Source organism: Lentzea aerocolonigenes, assembly GCF_000974445.1.
GTDB lineage: Bacteria > Actinomycetota > Actinomycetes > Mycobacteriales > Pseudonocardiaceae > Lentzea > Lentzea aerocolonigenes.
Genome location: NZ_BBOJ01000001.1, coordinates 613,726 through 633,917, shown reverse-complemented (window position 1 = coordinate 633,917; position 20,192 = coordinate 613,726). Strand labels below are relative to the sequence as shown.

Annotated in this window: 19 protein-coding genes, 2 tRNA genes and 1 other RNA gene; 8 read left to right on the top strand and 14 right to left on the bottom strand. The window is 69.9% G+C overall.

Annotated features, from left to right (window positions below):
- Positions 1-21: 21 nt before the first annotated feature.
- From AOM45_RS03130 to ffs, 4 genes are all read right to left on the bottom strand, one after another.
- A complete protein-coding gene (locus AOM45_RS03130; RefSeq protein ID WP_035911413.1) occupies positions 22-324 on the bottom strand; it encodes a YbaB/EbfC family nucleoid-associated protein in 303 nt (100 codons plus the stop codon).
- A 137-nt stretch (positions 325-461) separates the two neighbouring features.
- Complete coding sequence (locus AOM45_RS03125) at positions 462-1,619, bottom strand: amidohydrolase family protein (RefSeq protein ID WP_030469507.1); 1,158 nt, start codon at positions 1,617-1,619, stop codon at positions 462-464.
- Positions 1,620-1,794: 175 nt separating this feature from the next.
- Complete coding sequence (locus AOM45_RS03120; protein WP_030469508.1) at positions 1,795-3,834, bottom strand: DNA polymerase III subunit gamma and tau; 2,040 nt, start codon at positions 3,832-3,834, stop codon at positions 1,795-1,797.
- A gap of 31 nt (positions 3,835-3,865) precedes the next feature.
- Positions 3,866-3,960, bottom strand: an RNA gene (gene ffs, locus AOM45_RS03115) — signal recognition particle sRNA small type.
- 112 nt (positions 3,961-4,072) lie between these two features.
- Between ffs and AOM45_RS03110 the strand changes: the two genes are divergently transcribed.
- Entirely contained in the window at positions 4,073-5,806 is a 1,734-nt protein-coding gene (locus AOM45_RS03110) for a glycoside hydrolase family 84 protein (protein WP_051783987.1), read from the top strand.
- Here AOM45_RS03110 and AOM45_RS03105 read toward each other — a convergent pair.
- From AOM45_RS03105 to AOM45_RS03095, 3 genes are read right to left on the bottom strand one after another with little or no spacing between them, the layout of a single operon-like run.
- Positions 5,788-6,321 carry a maleylpyruvate isomerase family mycothiol-dependent enzyme gene (locus AOM45_RS03105; protein ID WP_030469510.1) on the bottom strand — a complete coding sequence of 178 codons (534 nt, stop codon included), beginning with the start codon at positions 6,319-6,321 and terminating at the stop codon, positions 5,788-5,790. The two genes, AOM45_RS03110 and AOM45_RS03105, sit on opposite strands and share 19 nt — an antisense overlap.
- Positions 6,318-7,499, bottom strand: a complete 1,182-nt coding sequence (locus AOM45_RS03100; RefSeq protein ID WP_030469511.1) for an RNA polymerase sigma factor — start codon at positions 7,497-7,499, stop codon at positions 6,318-6,320. Before AOM45_RS03100 ends, AOM45_RS03105 begins: the two co-directional genes overlap by 4 nt.
- Complete coding sequence (locus tag AOM45_RS03095; protein WP_030469512.1) at positions 7,499-7,831, bottom strand: YciI family protein; 333 nt, start codon at positions 7,829-7,831, stop codon at positions 7,499-7,501. Before AOM45_RS03095 ends, AOM45_RS03100 begins: the two co-directional genes overlap by 1 nt.
- Positions 7,832-7,960: 129 nt before the next feature.
- Here AOM45_RS03095 and AOM45_RS03090 point away from each other — a divergent pair.
- From AOM45_RS03090 to AOM45_RS03085, 3 genes are all read left to right on the top strand, one after another.
- Positions 7,961-8,045, top strand: a tRNA-Ser gene (locus tag AOM45_RS03090).
- 57 nt (positions 8,046-8,102) lie between these two features.
- Positions 8,103-8,756: a GOLPH3/VPS74 family protein gene (locus AOM45_RS48790; RefSeq protein WP_030469513.1), complete on the top strand. Its 654-nt coding sequence runs from the start codon at positions 8,103-8,105 to the stop codon at positions 8,754-8,756.
- 47 nt (positions 8,757-8,803) lie between these two features.
- Positions 8,804-9,439: a GOLPH3/VPS74 family protein gene (locus tag AOM45_RS03085; RefSeq protein WP_030469514.1), complete on the top strand. Its 636-nt coding sequence runs from the start codon at positions 8,804-8,806 to the stop codon at positions 9,437-9,439.
- Positions 9,440-9,458: 19 nt separating this feature from the next.
- Here the strand turns inward: AOM45_RS03085 and AOM45_RS03080 are convergent, their stop codons facing one another.
- On the bottom strand, positions 9,459-11,891 hold the full coding sequence (locus AOM45_RS03080; RefSeq protein ID WP_304607978.1) for a DUF8508 domain-containing protein: 2,433 nt from the start codon (positions 11,889-11,891) through the stop codon (positions 9,459-9,461).
- A gap of 200 nt (positions 11,892-12,091) precedes the next feature.
- On the opposite strand from AOM45_RS03080, the gene AOM45_RS03075 reads away from it, so the two are divergent.
- Entirely contained in the window at positions 12,092-12,859 is a 768-nt protein-coding gene (locus AOM45_RS03075; protein WP_030469516.1) for a maleylpyruvate isomerase family mycothiol-dependent enzyme, read from the top strand.
- Here the strand turns inward: AOM45_RS03075 and AOM45_RS03070 are convergent.
- The 6 genes from AOM45_RS03070 to AOM45_RS03045 all read right to left on the bottom strand — a co-directional run bounded on the left by AOM45_RS03070 (position 12,856) and on the right by AOM45_RS03045 (position 16,381).
- Positions 12,856-13,833, bottom strand: a complete 978-nt coding sequence (locus AOM45_RS03070) for an ABC-2 membrane transporter-related protein (protein WP_030469517.1) — start codon at positions 13,831-13,833, stop codon at positions 12,856-12,858. The two genes, AOM45_RS03075 and AOM45_RS03070, sit on opposite strands and share 4 nt — an antisense overlap.
- Entirely contained in the window at positions 13,830-14,702 is an 873-nt protein-coding gene (locus tag AOM45_RS03065; protein WP_030469518.1) for an ABC transporter ATP-binding protein, read from the bottom strand. The genes AOM45_RS03070 and AOM45_RS03065 overlap by 4 nt, the downstream gene beginning before the upstream one ends.
- Positions 14,699-15,094 (bottom strand): GntR family transcriptional regulator, encoded by a 396-nt coding sequence (locus AOM45_RS03060; RefSeq protein WP_030469519.1) that lies wholly within the window; start codon positions 15,092-15,094, stop codon positions 14,699-14,701. The genes AOM45_RS03065 and AOM45_RS03060 overlap by 4 nt, the downstream gene beginning before the upstream one ends.
- Positions 15,095-15,329: 235 nt before the next feature.
- Positions 15,330-15,414 (bottom strand) — tRNA-Ser (locus AOM45_RS03055).
- 32 nt (positions 15,415-15,446) lie between these two features.
- Positions 15,447-15,878, bottom strand: coding sequence for a nucleoside deaminase (locus AOM45_RS03050; RefSeq protein WP_174517886.1), 432 nt, complete (start codon positions 15,876-15,878; stop codon positions 15,447-15,449).
- Between the two features lie 14 nt (positions 15,879-15,892).
- On the bottom strand, positions 15,893-16,381 hold the full coding sequence (locus AOM45_RS03045; protein WP_030469521.1) for a tRNA adenosine deaminase-associated protein: 489 nt from the start codon (positions 16,379-16,381) through the stop codon (positions 15,893-15,895).
- Positions 16,382-16,441: 60 nt separating this feature from the next.
- Here AOM45_RS03045 and AOM45_RS03040 point away from each other — a divergent pair, with 60 nt between their 5' ends.
- Genes AOM45_RS03040 through AOM45_RS03030 form a run of 3 tightly spaced genes read left to right on the top strand, consistent with a single transcriptional unit; the run spans position 16,442 to position 20,179 of the window.
- Positions 16,442-17,647, top strand: coding sequence for a M20 metallopeptidase family protein (locus AOM45_RS03040; RefSeq protein WP_030469522.1), 1,206 nt, complete (start codon positions 16,442-16,444; stop codon positions 17,645-17,647).
- A gap of 33 nt (positions 17,648-17,680) precedes the next feature.
- Positions 17,681-18,619, top strand: coding sequence for a prephenate dehydrogenase (locus AOM45_RS03035; RefSeq protein ID WP_030469523.1), 939 nt, complete (start codon positions 17,681-17,683; stop codon positions 18,617-18,619).
- A gap of 9 nt (positions 18,620-18,628) precedes the next feature.
- Positions 18,629-20,179 carry a fibronectin type III domain-containing protein gene (locus AOM45_RS03030; protein WP_030469524.1) on the top strand — a complete coding sequence of 517 codons (1,551 nt, stop codon included), beginning with the start codon at positions 18,629-18,631 and terminating at the stop codon, positions 20,177-20,179.
- Positions 20,180-20,192 lie beyond the last annotated feature (13 nt).

Genomic DNA, 20,192 nt, shown 5'->3' with positions numbered 1-20,192 from the left:
CGTTTCTTCGTTCGCGCTCGGTCAGCCGAGCAGTCCGCCGAGGCCGCCCTGGGCCAGTGGGCCGAGCTTCTGCTCCACCAGGCTCTGCGCCTTCTGGTTGGCGTCCTTGATCGCGGCGATCACGAGGTCCTGGAGGGTTTCCACGTCCTCCGGGTCGACGATCTTGGGGTCGATGGCGAGGTTGACCAGCTCGCCGCCGCCGGTGACGGTGGCGGTGACCAGGCCGTTGCCCGCGTTGCCGGTGACCTCGGTGTTGGCCAGCTCTTCCTGAGCGGTCGCCATCTGCTGCTGCATGTTCTGGGCCTGCTGGAGCAGGGCCTGCATGTCGAACTGACCGGGTTGCACCGCGTGGTCCGTCCTCTCCGGTGGTTTTTGTGGTGTCTCCAGCGTACGGGGGTGGGTTTTTCCGGGCGCACCGGTTGTGCTGGTCGTCCCCGGTGCGGTGGGTGAAGTGGTCTTGCTCAAAGCCTGTTGGCCATCGCCTTGCGCACTGCTGCCACTGCCTTCGCGACCTGTGTGTCGAAGGCTTCCAGTTGCTCGGCTTCTGGCTTGGTCGGGACGAATTCGGTTCGCTCGTGCGGGGTGCCTGCTCGCCAGATTCGTTCGATGGCGCGGGTTGCGGTGATGTCGGTCAGCGGGTCGCCGGTCACCAGGAGCAGGTCTGCTTGTTTGCCTGGTGCGATTTGGCCTCGGTCGTCGAGGCCGAAGACTCGTGCCGGTTCGGCGGTGGCGGCGGAGAGGGCCTGGGTCGGGCTCAGGCCGCATCTGACCAGGAGCTCCAGTTCGCGGTGAAGGCTTTCGCCGTAGACGGTGCCCGGGTTGGGGGCGTCGGTGCCTGCCAGGAGGGTGACGCCTGCGGTGGCCAGGCGGCGCGCGTTGGCCTCGGCTTGGGAGGTGCCGAGGGTGTTTTCGGCGGTGACGAGGGTTGGGCCCACTGCGATTCCGGCCTCGGCGATGCGGTCTACGAGGGGCTGGTCCAGTTCGGCGGTTGCTGGGACGTGGGCGATCACGTCTACGCCTGCCGAGACGACCTGTTCTACGCCTGCCCTTGAGTTCACGTGGGCGACTACCAGCAGGTTGCGGGCGTGGGCGGCGGCTACCAGGGCGCTGATGGTTTCGGAGTTCAGTGACGGCCAGAGGCCGCCTGGGGCAGCGATGACTTTCAGGTAGTCCGAGCCCTCGGCGGCTCTGTCCGCGACGAAGCGGTCGGCCTGGTCCGGGGTCGTGAGGGTGGGGAGCGGGGCGTAGATCAGGGACGGGTGGCCGCCTGGGGCGGTGGCGCCGATGCCGGAGGAGCGCACGTCGGCCACGTGCTGGTTTGAGGCGGCCTGGTGCTTGGCGGTGGTCAGCTGGTCGGGCTTGCTGAACATGTCCAGGACCGTGGTGACGCCGAAGTTCAGGGATTTGGCCAGGGCGCCGGGAAGGAGGTGGACGTGGGTGTCGATCAGGCCTGGGAGGAGGGTGCTGCCCTGTGCGTCGATGACCTCGTCGCCCTCTTGGGCGGTTGAGGTGGGCGCGCAGTCGGTGATCACGCCGTTGGCGAAGCGGACCGAGGTCCAGGCTTGGAGCTTCGTGCCGTCGAACACCCTTGCGTTGACGATCGTGGTTGCCGTGGCCACTGTGCTCCCCCGTCCGGCTCGACCATGCTTCCGGCCGGTGGCGTCTCACCGGCCTTCGCGGGCGTTGCGCTCGCTCGGCCCGAGGCGCCGGTGGGCGTTTCCCGGCGCGCTCGCGTTGCCTGGCTACTCGGCTCGCGCCGCCGCGTTTGCTTGCTCGCGGCGGCAGCGCGGGTGGTCAGGCCTTCTTGAGCGGGCGGGCGCCCAGTTCGTCGGCCAGGAGTTTGAGCATCACGGCTTCCGGGTCTTGGGCCTCGTTCACGCTGTCCGGGTCGATCGGGCGGGCGGCTTCGGCCAGCATCGCCTCTTCGTCGTCGGGTTCCGGCGGGAGGGGTTCGTCTGGCTCCGGGGGTTCCGGGGGCGGTGGGACGTCGTCTGCCGGTGGGCGCGGGGCCTGGCGTTGGGGCTCGGGCTGCCTGGCGGTCTGGGCCTGGCTCGGGCGGGTCGGGGCCGGGCGCGGGGCCTTGGCGGGGGCTGCGGCCTGTGGGGCGGCGCTGGGAGTGCCGTGGGTGCAGCGGACCTGCCAGGTGCCGCCCAGGACCGTGGCCAGGGCGTTGGCGATGGCCTCGGTGTTGCGGGGCTCCGCCAGGCGGCGGGCCAGGGGGGCCGAGGTGTGGGTGATGGTGACGACGTTGCCGTCCACCTCGCTGACCATGGCGTTGGTCAGCATCGCCTCGGTGCTGCGGCTGGAGGCGCGGACCGCGGCGAGCAGCTCGGACCAGACCCGGCGGACCGCGGTCGCGTCCATGCCGCCGGTGGTGGGGGCCGGGGCGGCGGGCTCGGAGGGCGGAGCTGCGGCCTGGGGTGGGGCGGCGACTGGAGTCGGCGCGGCAGCCGGGGGCTGAGCGGCCGGAGCAGGCGCAGGCTGACTTGGAACTGTCGGACGCTGAACGGGAGCGGCGGCCTGAGGCGCGGGGGCCACCGCCTGGGCCGGTGCGGGCGCGGGCTGGCGCGGCTGTTCCGCGGGCGCCGGGTCCGTCGGCTGTTGCGACTTGCGGGTGAAGACCGGGCCGCCCGCGGGGGCGGCTGCCTGGGGCTCGCCCGGTGCGGCGATTGCTGCTGGTGGGCGGCGTTCCAGCTGTTCCAGGCGTTGGAGCAGGGCTGCTTCCGACTGGCTCACCGACGGAAGCAGCATGCGGGAGACGAGGAGTTCCAGCAGGAGGCGCGGGGCCGTGGCGCCGCGCATTTCGACCAAGCCGGTGTGGACGATCTCGGCGTAGCGGGTGAGGGCCGCCGGGCCGATTCGCTGGGCCTGCGCCGACATGGTGGCCAGCTCGTCTTCCGGGGCGCTGACCAGGTTGCGGTCCGCGGCGTCCGGGACGGCGCAGAGCAGGACCAGGTCGCGGAGGCGGTCCAGCAGGTCCGAGGCGAAGCGGCGGGGGTCGTGGCCGGCTTCGACCAGGCGGTCGATGGTGCCGAAGACCGCGGCGCCGTCGCCTGCCGCCAGGCCGTCGATCACGTCGTTGATCAGGGCCGAGTCGGTGACTCCGAGGAGCGTGATGGCCCGCTCGTACTTCACGCCGTCCGGGCCCGCGCCGGAGAGGAGCTGGTCCATGACCGACTGGGTGTCGCGGGCCGAGCCGCCGCCCGCGCGGATCACCAGCGGGAAGACGGCCGGTTCGACGGCCACGCCCTCCGCCGCGCAGTTGCGTTCGAGCAGGCCGCGCATCACGCCGGGCGGGATCAGGCGGAACGGGTAGTGGTGCGTGCGCGAGCGGATGGTCGGGAGGACCTTGTCCGGCTCGGTGGTGGCGAAGATGAAGATCAGGTGGTCCGGCGGCTCTTCGACGATCTTCAGCAGGGCGTTGAAGCCCTGCGTGGTGACCATGTGGGCCTCGTCGATGATGAAGACGCGGTACTTGGACTCGGCCGGGGCGTAGAAGGCCTTGTCACGGAGTTCGCGGGCGTCCTCCACACCACCGTGGGACGCGGCGTCGAGCTCCACCACGTCGACGCTGCCCGTGCCGTTCGGCGCCAGGCCGATGCACGAGTTGCACTCGCCGCACGGGTCGGGTGTCGGGCCCTTCACGCAGTTCAGCGAGCGGGCCAGGATGCGGGCGGACGACGTCTTGCCGCAGCCGCGCGGGCCGCTGAACAGGTACGCGTGGTTCACCCGGCCCGCCGACAAGGCGACGCGCAGGGGATCGGTCACGTGCTCCTGGCCGACGACCTCGGAGAACGTGGCCGGACGGTACTTGCGATACAGAGCGAGCGCCACGCCGCAGACAGTACCGGTGGGCACCGACACAAAAAGGGGACCCCGTGCACCCACCAGAGCCCGCTTATCCTTGCTGCCTTCCGGCCCTGGGGAGGTTCGCGAGATGTGTGCCGCACGAGGTCCGCAGCAAGTGTAGCGAAGGGTTCGACTCGAACGGGTGTTCGAGTTGCCCACAGTGTTGTCCCCACCTGTGGACAACACTCCCGGGCCACGACCCGAGTCGTGCAGACTGGCGATCATGCGCAAAAAAGGCCTGATCTTCGTGGCCGTGATCGTGCTGGTGGCGGCGGGTGCGGTCGGGTTCTGGGCCACACGGGAGACCGCCGCTCCCAAGCGCGCCAGCGACGTGGACGTGTGGCCAACGCCTCAGGCGAGCGAACGCGTGGGCGACGACGTCCCGATCCCTGCCTCCGTCACCGTCGAGGGTGGCGTCGAGGCGATCACCCGTCAGGTGGTCGAGAAGGCACTGACGGGTGGCACCGGTGACGGCGAGCTCAAGGTTCGGTTCCGCACCGACAAGTCGCTGCCGGCCGAGGGCTACGCGCTGAACGTCGGGCGGGACGAGATCAGCATCGCCAGCGCGGACCCGTCAGGCGCGTTCTACGCCGCGCAGACCCTCCGCCAGCTGGTCAAACAGGGCAAGGTCCTGGGCGTGAAGATCGACGACCACCCGTCGCTGCGCCTGCGCGGCATCGTCGAGGGCTTCTACGGACGGCGCTGGACCTACGCCGAGCAGCAGGACCAGATCGACTTCGCGGCCTCCGTGAAGTCCAACTCGTACGTGTACGCGCCCAAGGACGACCCGTACCACCGCGACCGCTGGCGCGAGCTCTACCCGGCCGACCGCCTGGCCGAGCTCGGTGAGCTGGCGAAACGGGCCGCCGCCTCGCACGTCCAGTTCACCTACTCACTCGCTCCAGGCCTCTCCATGTGCTACTCGAAGGACGCCGACCGCGACGCGATCGGGGCCAAGCTCGCGCAGCTGCACAACGCGGGCATCAAGTCGTTCGCCTTGCTGCTGGACGACATCGACTACGCGAAGTGGAACTGCGCCGAGGACCAGGCCGAGTACGGGCCGCCGAACCGAACGAACGCCGCCCGCGCGCAGAACGACCTGCTCAACGACACCGCGCTGACCATCCGCAACCAGATGCCGGACGTCGGACCGCTGATCACCGTGCTCACCGAGTACGGCGACATCACCCCGACGCCGTACAAGAAGGTCTTCCGCGACGGCCTGGACAAGTCCGTCGTCGTCATGTGGACCGGCACCGCGGTGGTGCCCAGGGCGATCACCAGGAAGGAGTCCGAGCGCGCCAGGGAGCTGTGGGGCCGCAAGACCCTGATCTGGGACAACTACCCGGTCAACGACTACCCGGACGCGGCGGGGCGGCTGTTCCTGGGCTCGTACTCGGACCGCGAACCGGGTCTGCAGGTCGAGGGGCTCCTCGCGAACCCCATGAGCCAGGCCTACGCGAGCCGGGTCGCGATGTTCGAGATGGCCGACTACGCCTGGAACGACGCGGCGTACGACGAACACCGCTCGGAAGACGCCTACGCCCGGCTGCTCGCGGGCGGCGACGAGAAGCTGACGACGGCGCTGCTGGCGTTCTTCGACCTCAACTCGTGGACGGCGCCGCGCCTCGCCGGGGAGCTCGACGAGTTCACGGAGAAGTGGCGGGCCGGGGACAAGGGAACCGCGGTGGCCGGGTTGCGCGCCTACGCGGACGTGCTGGCCGGCGCCGCGAAGCTGATCCGGGAGAAGGCGCACCCCGGGTTCGTCACGGACTCCGCGCCGTGGCTCGACCAGTCCGAGCTGCTCGGCAAGGCGCTCCAGGCCACGGCGGACGGGCTGGGCGGCAACCGCGAGCGCTTCGCCGACTCCGACGAGCTGGTGAAGCGGCTCGACAAGAAGCTGAAGACGGGCGACGGCAAGCTGGAGAAGTTCCTGGATCAGGCGCCGGAGATGTGACGTCCGGTGGCGAGCATCAGCAGGTCGGGGGTCGGCAGGTCCGGGACCCCCGACTCGCGGAAACGCTTGCGCGCACCCCAGAACGGGCTCTTCAGCACGTGCTCCAGGGCGGCCTGGGCCGGTTCGAGCGGCATCTCGCGGACGCGGCCCAACGGCCGGGCGATGTCCTGGCCGTGGACGAGGAAGTCCACCAACGGGTCGATCGGCGCGGCCATCGGCGCCCGCTTCGGCGACCCGGCCGTCTCCCTGATCTGCGCGATCAGCTCCGGCCGCGTGCACCGCGCGGCGATCGCGCGAGCCTTCTCGTCCTCCATGCGGTTCCAGTCGAACCGCGCCTTCACCGCTCCCGTGAGCACGTCACGCCACCCGGTGCGGGTCGACGTGGTCAGGTGAGCGGCCATCTCCTGCATCGTCCAGCCGGCGCAGAGCGTCTCGCGCCGCCACTCGTCGTCGGTCAGGTCCTCGAGCAGGTCGGCGACGCCCAGCCGTTCCGCCTCCAGCCACTTCATGATCATGATCGCCCCTCGACGACGCTCAGCCTGCGACGCAGGAAGTCCTGTTCGGATTCGGTGCCCGCGAGCGCGATCGCCTCGCGGTAGGCCTGTGCGGCCTCCTCGGAGCGGCCCAGGCGGTGCAGCAGGTCGGCGCGGGCCGCCCGGAACGGGTGGTAGTCGCGCAACCTGGGTTCGCCGGCGAGCTCGTCGAGCAACGCGAGCCCTGCCTCCGGACCGTCGCGCATCGCGACGGCGGCGGCCCTGTTCAGCGCGACCACCGGCGACGGCGCGAGGCCGTCCAGCACGTCGTAGAGCGCGACGATCTGCGGCCAGTCGGTGCTCGTGAAGTCCTCGGCCTGGTCGTGCAGCGCGTTGATCGCGGCCTGCACCCCGTACGGGCCGTGGCCGCCGGTCAGCGCCAGCTCCGTGAGCGCGCTGCCCTCGGCGATCATGTCCTGGTCCCACAGCGTGCGGTCCTGGTCCTCCAGCAGCTCAGCGCGCGCGTCCCGGCGTGCGTGGACGAGCAACATCAACGCCAGCAGGCCCGTGACCTCGCGTTCTCCCGGCATCAGCGAGCGCAGGATCCTGGCCAGCCGGATCGCCTCGTCCGCGAGATCGGTGCGCTGGGCCGCGTAGCCCTCGGTGAAGATCGAGTAGACGGCCTGCAGCACGCCGGGCAGGCGTTCCGGCAGCTCGTGCGGGTCCGGCACGCGGAACGGGATGCGCGCCTGGCTGATCTTCTTCTTCGCCCGCACGATCCGTTGCTGCATCGTCGTGACCGGCACCAGGTAGGCCCGCGCGACCTCGGGCGTCGTGAAACCGGCCAGGCAACGCAGGACCAGGGCGCCCCGGTCCTCCGCCGCCAGCGCGGGGTGCGCGCACGTGAAGAACAACTCCAGCCGCTCGTCCGGCAGCGCGTCCGTCGCCGGCGGATCCGCCCGGTCGACCTCCACCTGCAGCAACGCCAGGCGCGCCGCGTAGGCCTGGTCGCGGCGCAGGCGGTCGACGGCCTTGCGGCGCGCGGTCGTGAGCAACCACGCGCCGGGCCGGTCCGGCACCCCGTCCACCGGCCAGTGCCGCAGCGCCGCCTCGATCGCGTCGGAGGTGACCTCCTCGGCGAGGTCGAGGTCGCCGAAGCGCTTGACCAGGGTGGCGAGCAGCCTGCCGCGTTCCTCCCGGAACACCTGCTCGACGTTCATCAGAACTCGGCGATCGGCCTCACGACGACAGCGCCGCCGTCACGTGAACCAGGACACTTCGCCGCCCACTCCAGCGCCGCGTCGAGGTCAGGAACGTCGATGACCTCGTAGCCGCCCAGCACCTCGCGGGTCTCGGCGAACGGCCCGTCGGTGACCGTGCGCCTGCCGTCCTGGCCGACCTGGACGGTGGTCGCCGTGACGAGGTCGGCGAGCGAGTGGCCGGAGACGAGCACGCCCGCGTCCCGCATCTCCTTCTCGTGGGCGATCCAGTCCTCGACGGTGCAGGTGGCCTGCTGGTCAGAGGCCGCGTAGATCATCAGCATGTACTTCACGAAGGTCCTCCTCGGTCGGTCTTACGGGATCACGACGAGCGGGCACCCGCCAGATCGACACCGCCCCCGGAGTTTTTCCGGCGACCCCCGTTTTGGGTCGCGGAACACCTGTCCGGTAAGGTTCTCCACGGAGGATTCGCATAGCGGCCTAGTGCGCACGACTGGAAATCGTGTTGGGTTCACCCCCTCACGGGTTCAAATCCCGTATCCTCCGCTCGCTGCGAAGGGCGTCGACTTGCAACAGTCGGCGCCCTTCTGGCGTTATGAGGCCATGCTGCCCGAAGATCTGATGCTGCTCTTCCTCGACGAGGAGACCGGCCGCGTGCTCATGGACACGACGTCCATCCACAACGCCCTCGCCGGCGCCGTGCTGCTGGAGCTCGTCAACTCCGGACGGGTCGCCTTCGACGCGGACGGCAAGAGGCTCGCGGTCGTGGACCCGGCACCGCTGCCCAACGAGTTCCTGCAGGAGTCGCTCAGCAGACTCACCAAGCCGATGAAGCCGCAGCAGGCGGTCGAGAAGCTGCGGACCCACGTGCGGGACAACGTGATGGCCCAGCTCGAAGGCCGGGGCGTGCTGTCCGTCGAGAAGACGAAGATGCTCGGGATCTTCCCGACGACGAGCTACGTGATCCAGGACCCGCAGGCGGTCAGCGACCTCCGGGACGCGGTGGGCGGCGTCGCACTGGGACATCGCGCGCCGGACGACCGCACCGGGGCGTTGATCTCGCTGCTGTACGCGGTGAAGGGCCTGCACAAGGTGTTCGACGGCGACCGGCGGGAGATGAACGCGCGGGCGAAGGAGATCGCCGCCGGGAACTGGGCCGGGGTCGCGGTGAAGAAGGCGCTGGAGGCGGTCCAGGTCGCGCTGATGGCGATGATGGTGGCCACGACGGTGGCCGCTACTTCGGTGAGCAGCAGCTGAGACGAAAGTGGGATTGCTGGCGCAGGCCGCGCACCTACCGTGACTTCATGTTGCACGACGACCTCATGCTGCTGTTCATCGACCAGCGGACCGGCAGGGTGCGGAGCGGCTTCTCCCCGGCGGAGAACGCGCTCGCCGGCGCCGTGCTGATCGAGCTGGTGAACTCGGGGCGCGTCGCGTTCGAGCCCAACGGGAAGAAGCTCCAGGTCGTCGACCCGACGCCGTTGAACGATCCGGTGCTGTACGAGGCGATGTCGCGGTTCGACCGGCCGATGAGGCCGCAACGCGCGGTGGAACGCATCAGGAAGCGGTTGCAGGACAACGTCATCGCGCGGCTGGTCGATCGCGGTGCCGTGCGCGTGGAACCGCGGAAGGTGCTCGGGATCTTTCCCGCGAAGAGGTACGTGATCACCGACGAGCGGGCGCACGGTGAGGTGCGCGAGGCGGTCGGCGAGGTCGCGGCCGGGCACCGGGGAGCGGACGAGCGCACGGGGGCGTTGATCACGCTGCTGTACGCGGTGGACGCCGTGCACCGGGTGTTCGACGGCGACAGGCGCGAGCTGAAGAAACGTGCGAAGGGGATCGCCGCGGGCAACTGGGCAGGCGACGCGGTGCGCAGGGCGGTCGCGGCGGTGCAGGCCGGAGTGGCGGCTGCGGCCACCGCCGCCGCGTCAGGGGAATGACGCGGCGGCGGAGCAGCGGTTACTTCTTCAGGCAGTCGAGGATGTCCTCGAGCGCGAACACGATCTTGTCGATGTTCGCGTCACCCGTGGACGGGCGGGCGCGGACGATCTGCGGGTCGTGGTCGCTCGCCTGGTCAGCGAACTCGGCGTTGATGTGCACCACGTCGTAGCTGAACCGCGTGATGTTCCTGCTCATGATCAGGTGGTCGAGCGTCTGCGAGTTGCCCTCGAAGACGTAGCTGTACCGCTCGTTCACGGGCAGCGTCTCGATCAGCGCCTTGAGGTTGCCGTCACCGGTCAGCGCCTTCACCGCGGGCGAGAACTGGTAGTCGTTCAGGTCGCCCGCGAGGACCACGTTGGCGCCCTTGTCGATCGCGCGGATCTGCTCGGTGAACGTCTTCAGCGCCGCGGCCTGCTTGGCGCGCTGCACCTCGGACGAACGCGTCGGCGGCTGGTTGCGGCCGTGCATCGCCTCGTCGCCACCCTTGGAGTTGAAGTGGTTCGCGACCACGAAGACCGTGCGGCCGCGGAACTTGAACTCACCGGCGAGCGGCTTGCGGCTGTTCGCCCACGCGTCGTTCAGCGGGTCGATCCGGCCCGGTGACACGGAAAGCGCGGCACGGCCGTTCTTCTTGACGACCTCGACCGGGGTCTTGAAGTCGCCGCCGGGACGGTCCACGAAGGACACCCGCTGCGGGTTGAAGAAGAAGCCGACGCGGATGTTGCCGCCGGGCTCGCCACCGTCCTTGAGGTTCTCCGGGTCGATCTGCCGCCACTGGTAGCGCGGGCCGCCCTTGGCGACGATCGTGTCGGAGAACTTCTGCAGCGTCTGGTCGGCTGCGACGGTGCCGTCGTTGGTGGCGCCGTTGTTGTCCTGGATCTCTTCCAGCACGACGACGTCCGGGCTGCGCAGGTTCGTGGTCACGCCCTCGGCGAGCCGGTCGAACTTCTCCTGCGGGTCGGACGGGTCGAGGTTCTCGACGTTGTAGGTCGCGACCGACAGCTCGCTCTCCTTCTGCTGCGCGGTGATCTCGCGCTGCAGGTTGGAGGACGTGTGGGTGCCGAGCGTCAGAGCAGCCAGCGTGTAGCCGCCGAAGTTCGTGTACTCGATGGCACCGACGGTCGCGCCGGTGAACACGTCACCGACGTTCGACGCGGGCAGCGGGCTCGCCTTGATCTTCAACCGGCCGCTGTTGGGCTGGTCGTAGGCGGTGTAGGTGGTGCCGCCGCGCTCGTTCTTGTTCTGGTCGGGGTTCACCGTCACCCAGACCTCGCCGAACGAGTTGCTCGGGCCGACGACGCGGGCGTCGTTGACCTGGACCAGCGTGCCTTCGAGCGACTCGAGGTAGTCGAGGCCGTACTTCTCCGGCTCCAGCGGGAGCTGCTCGATGCTGCCGCCGGGCGCGGGCAGGTAGCCGGTCGGGATGTTCTTCACGACCACCGGCGCCGGGACCGGGTTGCCCTTGGAGACCGTGATCGTGGTCGCCTGGGTGATCTCGGTGAGGGTCTGGTTGGAGCCCGTCTCACCGCCCGGCCGGTACTCCGCGATCGTGCCGCTGACCAGCACGTTGTCGCCGACGGCCACGGTCGGCGCGCTGCCGGCCGTGTAGACGAAGACGCCTTCGCTGGTGCGCGGGTCGGCGTCCGGGCTGACCGTGTCCTGGATCCAGAAGCCGCGGTCACCCGTGGCGCGCGTGCCGGTGACGACGCCGGGGACGTTGCTGACCTTCTGGCCGAGCAGCGGCGAGATGCGCGTGACGCCCTGGATGTCGTGGATGCGCTTGTCACCGGGCACGGGGTCGGGGTCGGGATCCGGGTTGCCGCCGCCCGGCGTCTCGCCCTTGGAGTTGGTCGGGTTCGGGTCGCCGACCTTGAAGTCGGTCGCGTTGTCGTCGGTGTCGCCGAGCTCGATGTTGCGGAACGCCGACGTGGTGTTGCTCAGGACGTTGGCCGCGGTGCCTTCCCTGACCACGGCGGTGCCGTAGCCGACGAGGTCCTTGATCCGCGAGTCGGCCGCGCAGTCGGCCGCCGTCTTGCAGGTGAGCGGCGCGGTGCCGTTGACCAGCGCGATCGTGCCGCTGGTGCCGCCCATGGCGATCGTGCCGACGGCGTCCGGCGTCGGCAGGTCGACGGTGCCGCCCGTGCCCTTGGCCTCGGCGACGAGGAACGTCTTGCCGGGCGCGATCGAACCGGCGAGCGGGGTCACGCCCCACTGCGTCGTCGCACCGGGGCTGGCCGAGATGTACTGGACGCTGTAGCCGTCCAGGCTGATCGCGCTCGCGCTCTTGTTGGCGAGCTCGACGAAGTCCTGCTTGAGCGTGGCGCCGGAGTTGCCGCCGCCTCCGTAGACCTCGGAGATCAAGGCGTCGGTGCTGGGTGCGGCAACGGCGGGGACGGCGGCGAACACGAGCGCCGCCACCGCTGTCCCGACGCCGGGCAGGGTGGGTCTCAAAACTTCCTCCAGGGGATGCGGCGGACCGCCGCATCTTTCCTCGATCGAGTGACGTTTGGAAGGCGTTGTTACTAACGGTTAACCGGTTGGCCCATCAATGATCACTCGAACAAGTGTTCGATCATGGTGTATGCTCGATTTCGGAACGCCGGCCGGTGAACCCCTCCCAGGCACCGGCCGGCGTCCCTACGTTTGAGGGCATGCTGACCTACGAGCGCCGCTGCGCCGAGATCATCCACCAGACCTCGCTCCTCGTGTCGTCGCTGGACGGCGCCGACCTGGGCGTCCAGGTGCCGTCGACCCCCGACTGGACGTTGAACCAGCTCATCCGCCACGTCGGCCTCGCGCACCGGTGGACGGATCTGATGATCCGCGAGAGAGTCGCGGAGATCCCGTACGACCGCAACGAGGCCCAGCAACTCGACTCCTACGTCGGCGAGAAGACCTCCGAGGTCGTCCCGTGGCTGGTGGAGGGCGCCAAGTCGTTGTCGGAGGCGCTGTCCGAGGTCGATCCGGACGAGATGATCGCGGTCCTCGGCGGGCATCCCGGCCCGCGCGTGTGGTCGCGGCGGATGACGCACGAGACCGTGCTGCACCGCTGGGACGTGACGAACGCGCTGGGAGTGCCCTTCGAGCTGGATCCGGAGGTCGCCCGCGACACGCTGGTCGAGTGGACCGACCTGGCGCTGCCGTTCGCCTTCTACCGGTGGCCCGAGCAAACCGCTCCCCTGGTCGGTCCGGGGCGGACCGTGCACCTGCACGCCACCGACGCCGACGCCGAGCTGGTGATCGATCTCACCGGCTCGCGACCGGTCGTGCGGCACGGCCACGAGAAGGCCGCCGTCGCGGTGCGCGGGCTGATCGTCGAGCTGGTGCTCGCGGTGTACCGGCGGCGACCCGTGGAAGGCCTGGAGGTGTTCGGGGACGCAGAGCTGCTCGATCTCCTCCTGGACCGGGTGCGCTTCTAGAAGACGCGGCGCCGGAACCGCCACACGACGAGCGCGAGCAGTGCCGCGGCGAGACCGGCGAAGATCGTGGTCTCGACGAGCTGGAACGTCCAGAACCGTTCGGCGGGCTGGAACTCGACCCACTGCTGGACGCCGCGCTCGTGCAGGTACGCGCTGAACTTCACGCCTTCCTTCTCCGCGGCGGAGTACATCGCCGCGGAGTCGTAGAGCGACAGCGGCCGGCCCGCCGAGTCCGTGTAGCCGGACGCGATGGTCCAGTCGAGGTGGTTGCCGGTCGACATCCGCGGGTTGCCGACATCCGCGGGATCGCCGACGGCCACGAGCTCCACGAGACGTTGCGTGTCCTGGTAGTTAGGCCGCAGCCAGCCCGCCACGAGGACGCGGACCGCGAGGAAGGCGCCGAGCGCGACCGCGAGCGCGGGCAGACTGCGCCGCAGCACCGCGCCCGCGGCCGTGGCGGCGGCGAACGCGAACAGCGCGTACCCGGCGGGAGCGAGCCCTTCCAGGTCGAACGCGTCAGCCCCGAACCGGCCGTCGAGCACGTCCATCGGCTGCCGGTACCACGTGATCACGGCTGAGAAGACGCCGGCGAGCAGCGCGGTCGCGAAGCCCAGCGCACCCAGTTTGACCGCCAGCCAGCGCATCCGGGGCACGGACTGGGTCCAGGCGAACTGCCAGGTGCCGGCCTCCAGCTCGCGGGCCACGAGCGGTGCGCCGAAGAAGGCGCCGATCAGGAACGGCACCAGGCTGAACAGGTTCAGCATCTTGGAGGCGTAGCCGTGCTCGTCGTTCAACCGCCTGATCGCGGTCGAGCACGCCTCGGTGAGGTCGATGCCCGTGCACTGCCCCGCGCCGCCGGGGAACAGCGAGTGCATCTGCAGCCCGACCGCGAGCAGGAAGGCTCCGATCGCCGCGACCAGCAGGCCGAGCGCGTACATCTCGGCGCGGTGCTGGCGCCAGGTCAGCCAGGTCATGCCGCCACCTCTTTCCGCGCGGGCTGACGCAGGTAGGACAGGACCAGGTCTTCGAGCCCGACGGGACTCGCCTGCCAGCCGGGCGCGGCAGGCGCACCACCGTCCCGCACGAGCAACGTCGTGTGCCGTTCGCTGTGCGTGGCCTCCACGACCGTGCCGGACCGGTCGAGGTCGGCGGTCGTGCGCGGCCCGACGAGCAACCGGTGCTCGGTCAGCAGGTCGTCGATGTCCCCGGCGACCGTGACCCGGCTGTGGTTGAGCACGATCAGGTGGTCGCAGACGCGTTCGAGCTCGGGCACCACGTGCGAGGAGAACAGCACGGTCATGCCGTCCTCGGCGACCGCGCCCATCAGAGCTTGGAGGAACTCCAAGCGGGCCACGGGATCGAGACTGGCCATGGGTTCGTCCAGCACCAGCAGGTCCGGCCGCTTGCCCAGCGCCAGTGCCAGTGCGACCTGGGCCTGCTGACCACCGGAGAGCGCGCCTGCCTTGCGGTCGAGCGGAATGTCGAGTTGCCGAAGTCTCCGTTCGGCCAGCTCCTGGTCGAAGCGGAGGTTGCAGGAGCGGCCGACGCGCAGCAGTTCCGCGACGGTGAAGTGCTTGTACAGCGGGTGGTCCTGCGCGAGGAAACCGATGCGGGACAACGCCTGTGGCGTGTCGGTGGCAGGCCGGCCCAGGACCTCGACGCTGCCGGTCGTGGGCGCGAGCAACCCGACCACGAGCCGCAGGAAGGTGCTCTTGCCCGCGCCGTTGGGCCCCACGAGCGCCGTCACCCGGCCGGACGGCACGGACAAACTGCAGTCCTGCAACGCCCACGTCCGGCGGTAGCGCTTGCCCAGCCCGTCCGTCTGGAGCGCGTGTTCGGTCATGCGATGTTCTCGTTCCTGGCTTTGTTGAGAGCTGCGGTGAAGAGCGCGTTGATCGCCTGCTCGTCGAGCCCGGCGGCCCGCGCCCGGCCCAGCCACGTCTCGAGGCCGCGCTGCAACGACGTGTAGGTCGCAGGCGAGACGGGAGCGGCTTCTGTCGCGTTGACGAACGTGCCCTGCCCGGGACGTCCGGTGACCAGACCCTCCTGCTCCAGCTGGCGGTAGGCCTTGGCCACGGTGTTCGGGTTGATGGCGACGGTCTCGGAGACCTCGCGGATCAACGGCAGCCGGTCACCTTCGGCGAGGAAGCCCAGCAGAACGCCCTGGCGCACCTGCTGGACGAGCTGGAGGTAGGGCGGCACGCCCGAGTTGCTGTCGATGCGGAACACGAACACGGCATCCCCTTTACTGCTTTACTAGGAAGCTAGTAAAGCAGTAAAGATCGACACCAGGCAAGACGTGCCTGTGACGGAGGGGGTTCTGATGAGCTGTCGCCGAACCGCCCGCGGTCCGGCCATGGGGGATCTACGAGATGCGGGTGCACGACCCCGCCGACAACGTCCTGCACGTGAGCTCGCCCGCCTGAGAACGCAAAAAGGGCCCCGGATCAGATCCGGGGCCCTTCATGAGCGGTGGCGGTGGGATTTGAACCCACGGAGGCTTGCACCTCACACGCTTTCGAGGCGTGCTCCTTCGGCCGCTCGGACACGCCACCGGTAAGAACAATACACAGCCCGATCCACCGGGTTAACGCTGGGTCCGGAAGAAGCGTTCCAGCAGGTCAGCGCACTCCGACTCCAGCACACCGCCCTGCACCTCGGGCCGGTGGTTGAGCCGGCGGTCGCGCACGACGTCCCACAGCGACCCCACAGCGCCTGTTTTGGGCTCCCAGGCGCCGAAAACGAGACGAGAAACACGCGCCAGCACCAACGCGCCGGCGCACATCGTGCACGGTTCCAGGGTCACGGCGAGGGTGCAGCCGTCGAGGCGCCAGCCGTCGCCGAACTTCGTGGCCGCCTCGCGCAGGGCCAGGATCTCGGCGTGCGCGGTCGGGTCGCCCAGCGCCTCACGTGCGTTGCAGGCCTCGGCCAGCACCTCGCCCGTCGGTGAGTAGACGACGGCGCCGATCGGCACGTCCTGGCCCGAGCCGGCGGCCGCGTGCAGGGCGGCTCTGACCATGTCCTCCGCGGAGATCACGCCTGGATGGTGGGAAGCAGCTTCGTGAGCTCGTCGATGAAGCCGACGCGCTGGGCGATCATCTGGAGCTGCTCGTCCGGGTAGAGGTCGATCTCGTCGACGATGATCTGGAGCTCGTGCGAGGGCATGCCGAGGTCGGCGAGGATGCCGAGATCACCCTCCGGCCAGAGCTCGTCGTCCTCCTCGTCCGGAGGTTCGATGCGCAACAGGTCGAGGACGTCGGCCGCGATGTCGTAGTCGAGCGCGGCGGCCGCGTCCGAGAGCAGCAGCGCGACGCCGCCGGGCACGGGACGCAGGATGATGAAGAACTCCTCGTCGACGGCCAGCAGCCCGAAGACCGCGCCGGTCGACCTGAGTTGGCGCAGCTGAGTGATCGCCGCGTCCAGCTCCGACAGCGCGGAGCTGTCCATCTTGCTGCACCGCCAGCGGCCGTCCTCGCGGACCACCGCGACCGCGAAGCCGTTGACCGGCTCCTGCTCTGTCATGTGCACACCGTAGGGCCCAGACGACCTTCCCGGTAGCCGAGGTGGTGGCACCATCGGTAGATGAGCACAACTACGCCGGACCCCCGTCTCGTCGGACTGCTCGAAGGGGCGCGCGCGCTCCAGCCCCGCACGGTGGCGCTGCGCAGGCAGATCCACCGGCACCCCGAACAAGGACTCCAGCTCCCCAAGACGCAGGCGGCGATCCTGCACGCGTTGGAGGGGCTCCCCCTCAAGGTCACGAAGGGCGAGTCGACGACCTCGGTCGTGGCGGTGCTCGAAGGCGACCAGCCGGGCCCCACGGTCCTGCTGCGCGGCGACATGGACGGCCTCCCGCTCCAGGAGGACACGGGCCTGCCCTACGCGTCCGAAGTGGACGGCAACATGCACGCGTGCGGCCACGACACGCACGTGGCGATGCTGGCCTCGTCCGCCCGGCTGCTCGCGGACCGGCGCGACGCCCTGCGCGGCCGGGTGCTCTTCATGTTCCAGCCGGGCGAGGAGGGCTACCACGGCGCCCGCTACATGATCGAGGAAGGCCTGCTCGACGACGGCGTGGAAAAGGCGTTCGCCTTGCACATCACCTCGACGATGAAGTCGGGCGTGGTGACGTGCCGGCCGGGCCCGATGATGGCCTCCGCGGACACGTTCCACATCCACGTGAAGGGCCGAGGCGGCCACGGCGCCATGCCGCACAACGCCCTCGACCCGGTGCCGGCCGCCGCGGCGATGGTCGGCGCCATCCAGACGATGCTCGGACGGCGGATCAGCGTGCACCAGCCGGCCGTGGTGACGGTCGCGCAGATCAAGGCGGGCACGACGACGAACATCATCCCGGAGACCGCGACGCTGGACGGGACGATCCGGACCCTGTCGGAGACCACGCGGACCCAGGTGCACAAGGAGCTCAAGCAGCTCGTGAAGCACACGGCCGCCGCGTACGGGTGCCACGCCGAGGTCAGCATCGTGCCGGGCTATCCGGTGACGGTGAACGACGACGTGGTCGGGCAGCACGTGGTGGACCTGGCGGCGCGGGCGATGGGGCCGACGTGGAGCGAGGCGATGCAGGACCCGTTGATGGGCGCGGAGGACTTCTCCTACGTGCTGCAACGGGTGCCGGGGGCGTTGGCGTTCCTCGGGGCGTGCCCGCGGGGGATCGACTTGGAGGAGGCCGCGCCGAACCACTCGAACCGGGTGCTGTTCGACGAAGCCGCGATGGAGCACGGGGTGGCGACGTATGCGGCGTTCGCGTTGGACGCCCTGCGGTAGTTCCCAGCACGCCTCGCACGGAATGATGGACGCGTGCGAGACGTGTGCGTGATCGGACTGGGACTGATCGGCGGCTCCGTGCTGCGGGCCGCCAAGGCTGCCGGGCGCACCGTGTGGGGTGCGACGGCGAGCAACGACGACGCGGACAAGGCGCGCGCTGAGGGCTTCGACATCACGAGCGTGGACGAGGCCCTCAGCCGCAATCCCGAGGCCCTCGTGGTCCTCGCCGTGCCGCTGCCCGCGCTGCCCGACCTTCTGCGCAAGATCCCGAAGAACACCCGCCTCACCGACGTGACCAGCGTCAAAGGGCCGGTCCACGACGCCGTCCACCGGTACGCGCCCGAGGTGCGCTTCGTCGGTGGCCACCCCATGGCCGGCACCAGCCAGAGCGGTTGGGACGCGGGATCAGAGACTCTCTTCCAGAACGCCGCCTGGGTCGTCACGCCCGAGGAGGCCGGCGAGCACCTCAACGACGTCATGCAGCTCGCGCTGGACCTCGGCGCGCACGTGGTGCCGACCACGCCCGAGGAGCACGACGAGGCGGTCGCGCGGATCAGTCACCTTCCCCACGTCATGGCGGCGATCCTCGCTGCGGTCGGGGCGGACGGCGGGCCGCTCGCCATGGCGCTGGCGGCGGGCAGCTTCGGGGACGGCACGAGGGTGGCGGGCAGCAGGCCCGAGCTCGTGCGGGCGATGTGTGAGGGGAACCGTGACGCGCTTCTCATGGCCGTCGACGACGCCCTCGGACGGCTGGGTGCCGCACGGGGGTCGTTGGCGTCCACCGGAGGGCTCGCCAAGACCATCGAGGCCGGGCACGAGGGCAGGAACGCGCTGGTCAACCAGCCTCAGCGCACCAAAGTCACGATCGACCTGACCAAGCCGGGGGCGCTCGCGGCGCTCCGGAATCTCGGGTCGCGGGGTGGGCGCGTGGTTGGGCTGAACGGTAGCACCGCCGAAGCGGAAACGTCGTAAGGTCGCCGGGTGGATCGACGGACGCTCGCCGGTGGGCTCGGTGGTTTCGCGCTCGTCGTCGCCGCCGTCGTGGCGCTCCGGACCGGCGACGCACCGGACACCCTCAAACGAGAAATCGCTGACGGGGTCGAGGTCGTCGCGTTGCAGGAACCGACGAAACCCGCCAACGCCAGGGCTCAGGCGCTCGACCCGGACGCGCTGCAGCTCGCGTGGAACGGGTCCGCGCCGGCCTACGAGGTGCGCTGGAACGGCAAAGAGCAGCTCGTGCCCGGTCCCGAGGTCGAGCTCGCCGACCTCGATCCCGATCAGCAGACCGAGGTCGAGATCCGGGCGGTCAGCGCGACCGGGAAGCGGTCCGAGCCGCTCAGGATCGCCGCGACGCCCAAGGACCTCTACGACGACAAGTGGGACGACCTGCTCGTCGGCCAGGTCGACAGGTTCGACGGGCCCGAGGCGCTCGACCCGCGCAAGTGGCGGATCGAGGCCGAGCCGGAGTGCCTCGGGTTGCGGGCGTTCGGGCCTGGCAGGCGCATCGACGTCGACTGCCCCATGGCGGCGTTCCAGTCGAACACGCCCATCAGGTTCGGGGTTCCCGCGGCGGACGGCGCGACGGGGCGGGCGGTCATCAGTGTCGGCGGCGCGGTCGAGTCGAGTCACGTGCAGCTCACGTTGCTGCCGGACCCGTGGCAGTACCTCAACGAGACCGACCTCCAGCCCCACGGCACGGTCAGCCTCGACGTCACGACCCAGGGCACGCGGATCATCGCCGACCCCGAACTTCCCCGCACCGGCAAGCAGGTCGCGCTCGGCGACTCCCCCATGACCGGCCTCGTGGCGGGCGTGCGGCACCGGTGGGAGATGCGGGTGCTGCCGGACGCGGTGGTCGCCCTGCGCGACGGCGTGGTGGTCGCCTACGAGCCCGTGGCGATCAAGTCGCCGATAGTGCACCCGCGGATCAGGATCGACGGCGGCGGCTTCCTGGACGCGTTCGGCGTCGGCGGCGTGCCGGAACGAGCGGTCCCGACCGAGGTGATCGGGCTCCAGCAGGACACCGAACTGCCGCAGGACGCGATCGCGGCGAAGATCGTCACCTCCAGGCCGGGCAACCAGGTCGAGGTCACCGACATCCCGGTCAGCACCAGGAAGATCCCGGCCGTCCCGGACGCTCAGCTCGTGGTCATCCGCAAGCCCGAAAGTCGCCCCGGCACGCTTCCGAGGCTCACGGACCGGCCCGGCGGCATCAAGACCGGTGCCCCGCGGCTGCACGTGATGCACGAGGACGGCACCAAGCCCCCGCAGCCACTTCGACCGACCGGCCGCATCCTCGTCACGGCCGAGATCAACGCCATCGGCCACCGCGGCTGCGAGCTCGAACTGGACGGCAAGCGGATCGTCTCCCTGCCCACCGACGAGCAGGGGCCGGGGGTGCCCGGCAGGCACGAATTCTGGCTCGACACGAAGAAGCTGACGCCCAGGTCACACGCTCGGCTCAAGCTCATCGTCCTTCCGGCGGACCATGGCGAACCCGTTATCGCGGAAACCGTGTTCGAGCTGGGTTGAACGCCTTAGCGTG

What these genes read in the sequence shown, in the direction of transcription:
- AOM45_RS03045 (WP_030469521.1), bottom strand. Translation starts at nt 16,381, where the DNA reads ATGACAGAGCAGGAGCCGGTCAACGGCTTCGCGGTCGCGGTGGTCCGC.
- AOM45_RS03110 (WP_051783987.1), top strand. Translation starts at nt 4,073, where the DNA reads ATGCGCAAAAAAGGCCTGATCTTCGTGGCCGTGATCGTGCTGGTGGCG.
- AOM45_RS48790 (WP_030469513.1), top strand. Translation starts at nt 8,103, where the DNA reads ATGCTGCCCGAAGATCTGATGCTGCTCTTCCTCGACGAGGAGACCGGC.
- AOM45_RS03105 (WP_030469510.1), bottom strand. Translation starts at nt 6,321, where the DNA reads ATGATCATGAAGTGGCTGGAGGCGGAACGGCTGGGCGTCGCCGACCTG.
- AOM45_RS03085 (WP_030469514.1), top strand. Translation starts at nt 8,804, where the DNA reads ATGTTGCACGACGACCTCATGCTGCTGTTCATCGACCAGCGGACCGGC.
- AOM45_RS03040 (WP_030469522.1), top strand. Translation starts at nt 16,442, where the DNA reads ATGAGCACAACTACGCCGGACCCCCGTCTCGTCGGACTGCTCGAAGGG.
- AOM45_RS03070 (WP_030469517.1), bottom strand. Translation starts at nt 13,833, where the DNA reads ATGACCTGGCTGACCTGGCGCCAGCACCGCGCCGAGATGTACGCGCTC.
- AOM45_RS03130 (WP_035911413.1), bottom strand. Translation starts at nt 324, where the DNA reads ATGCAGGCCCTGCTCCAGCAGGCCCAGAACATGCAGCAGCAGATGGCG.
- AOM45_RS03100 (WP_030469511.1), bottom strand. Translation starts at nt 7,499, where the DNA reads ATGAACGTCGAGCAGGTGTTCCGGGAGGAACGCGGCAGGCTGCTCGCC.
- AOM45_RS03050 (WP_174517886.1), bottom strand. Translation starts at nt 15,878, where the DNA reads ATGGTCAGAGCCGCCCTGCACGCGGCCGCCGGCTCGGGCCAGGACGTG.
- AOM45_RS03065 (WP_030469518.1), bottom strand. Translation starts at nt 14,702, where the DNA reads ATGACCGAACACGCGCTCCAGACGGACGGGCTGGGCAAGCGCTACCGC.
- AOM45_RS03075 (WP_030469516.1), top strand. Translation starts at nt 12,092, where the DNA reads ATGCTGACCTACGAGCGCCGCTGCGCCGAGATCATCCACCAGACCTCG.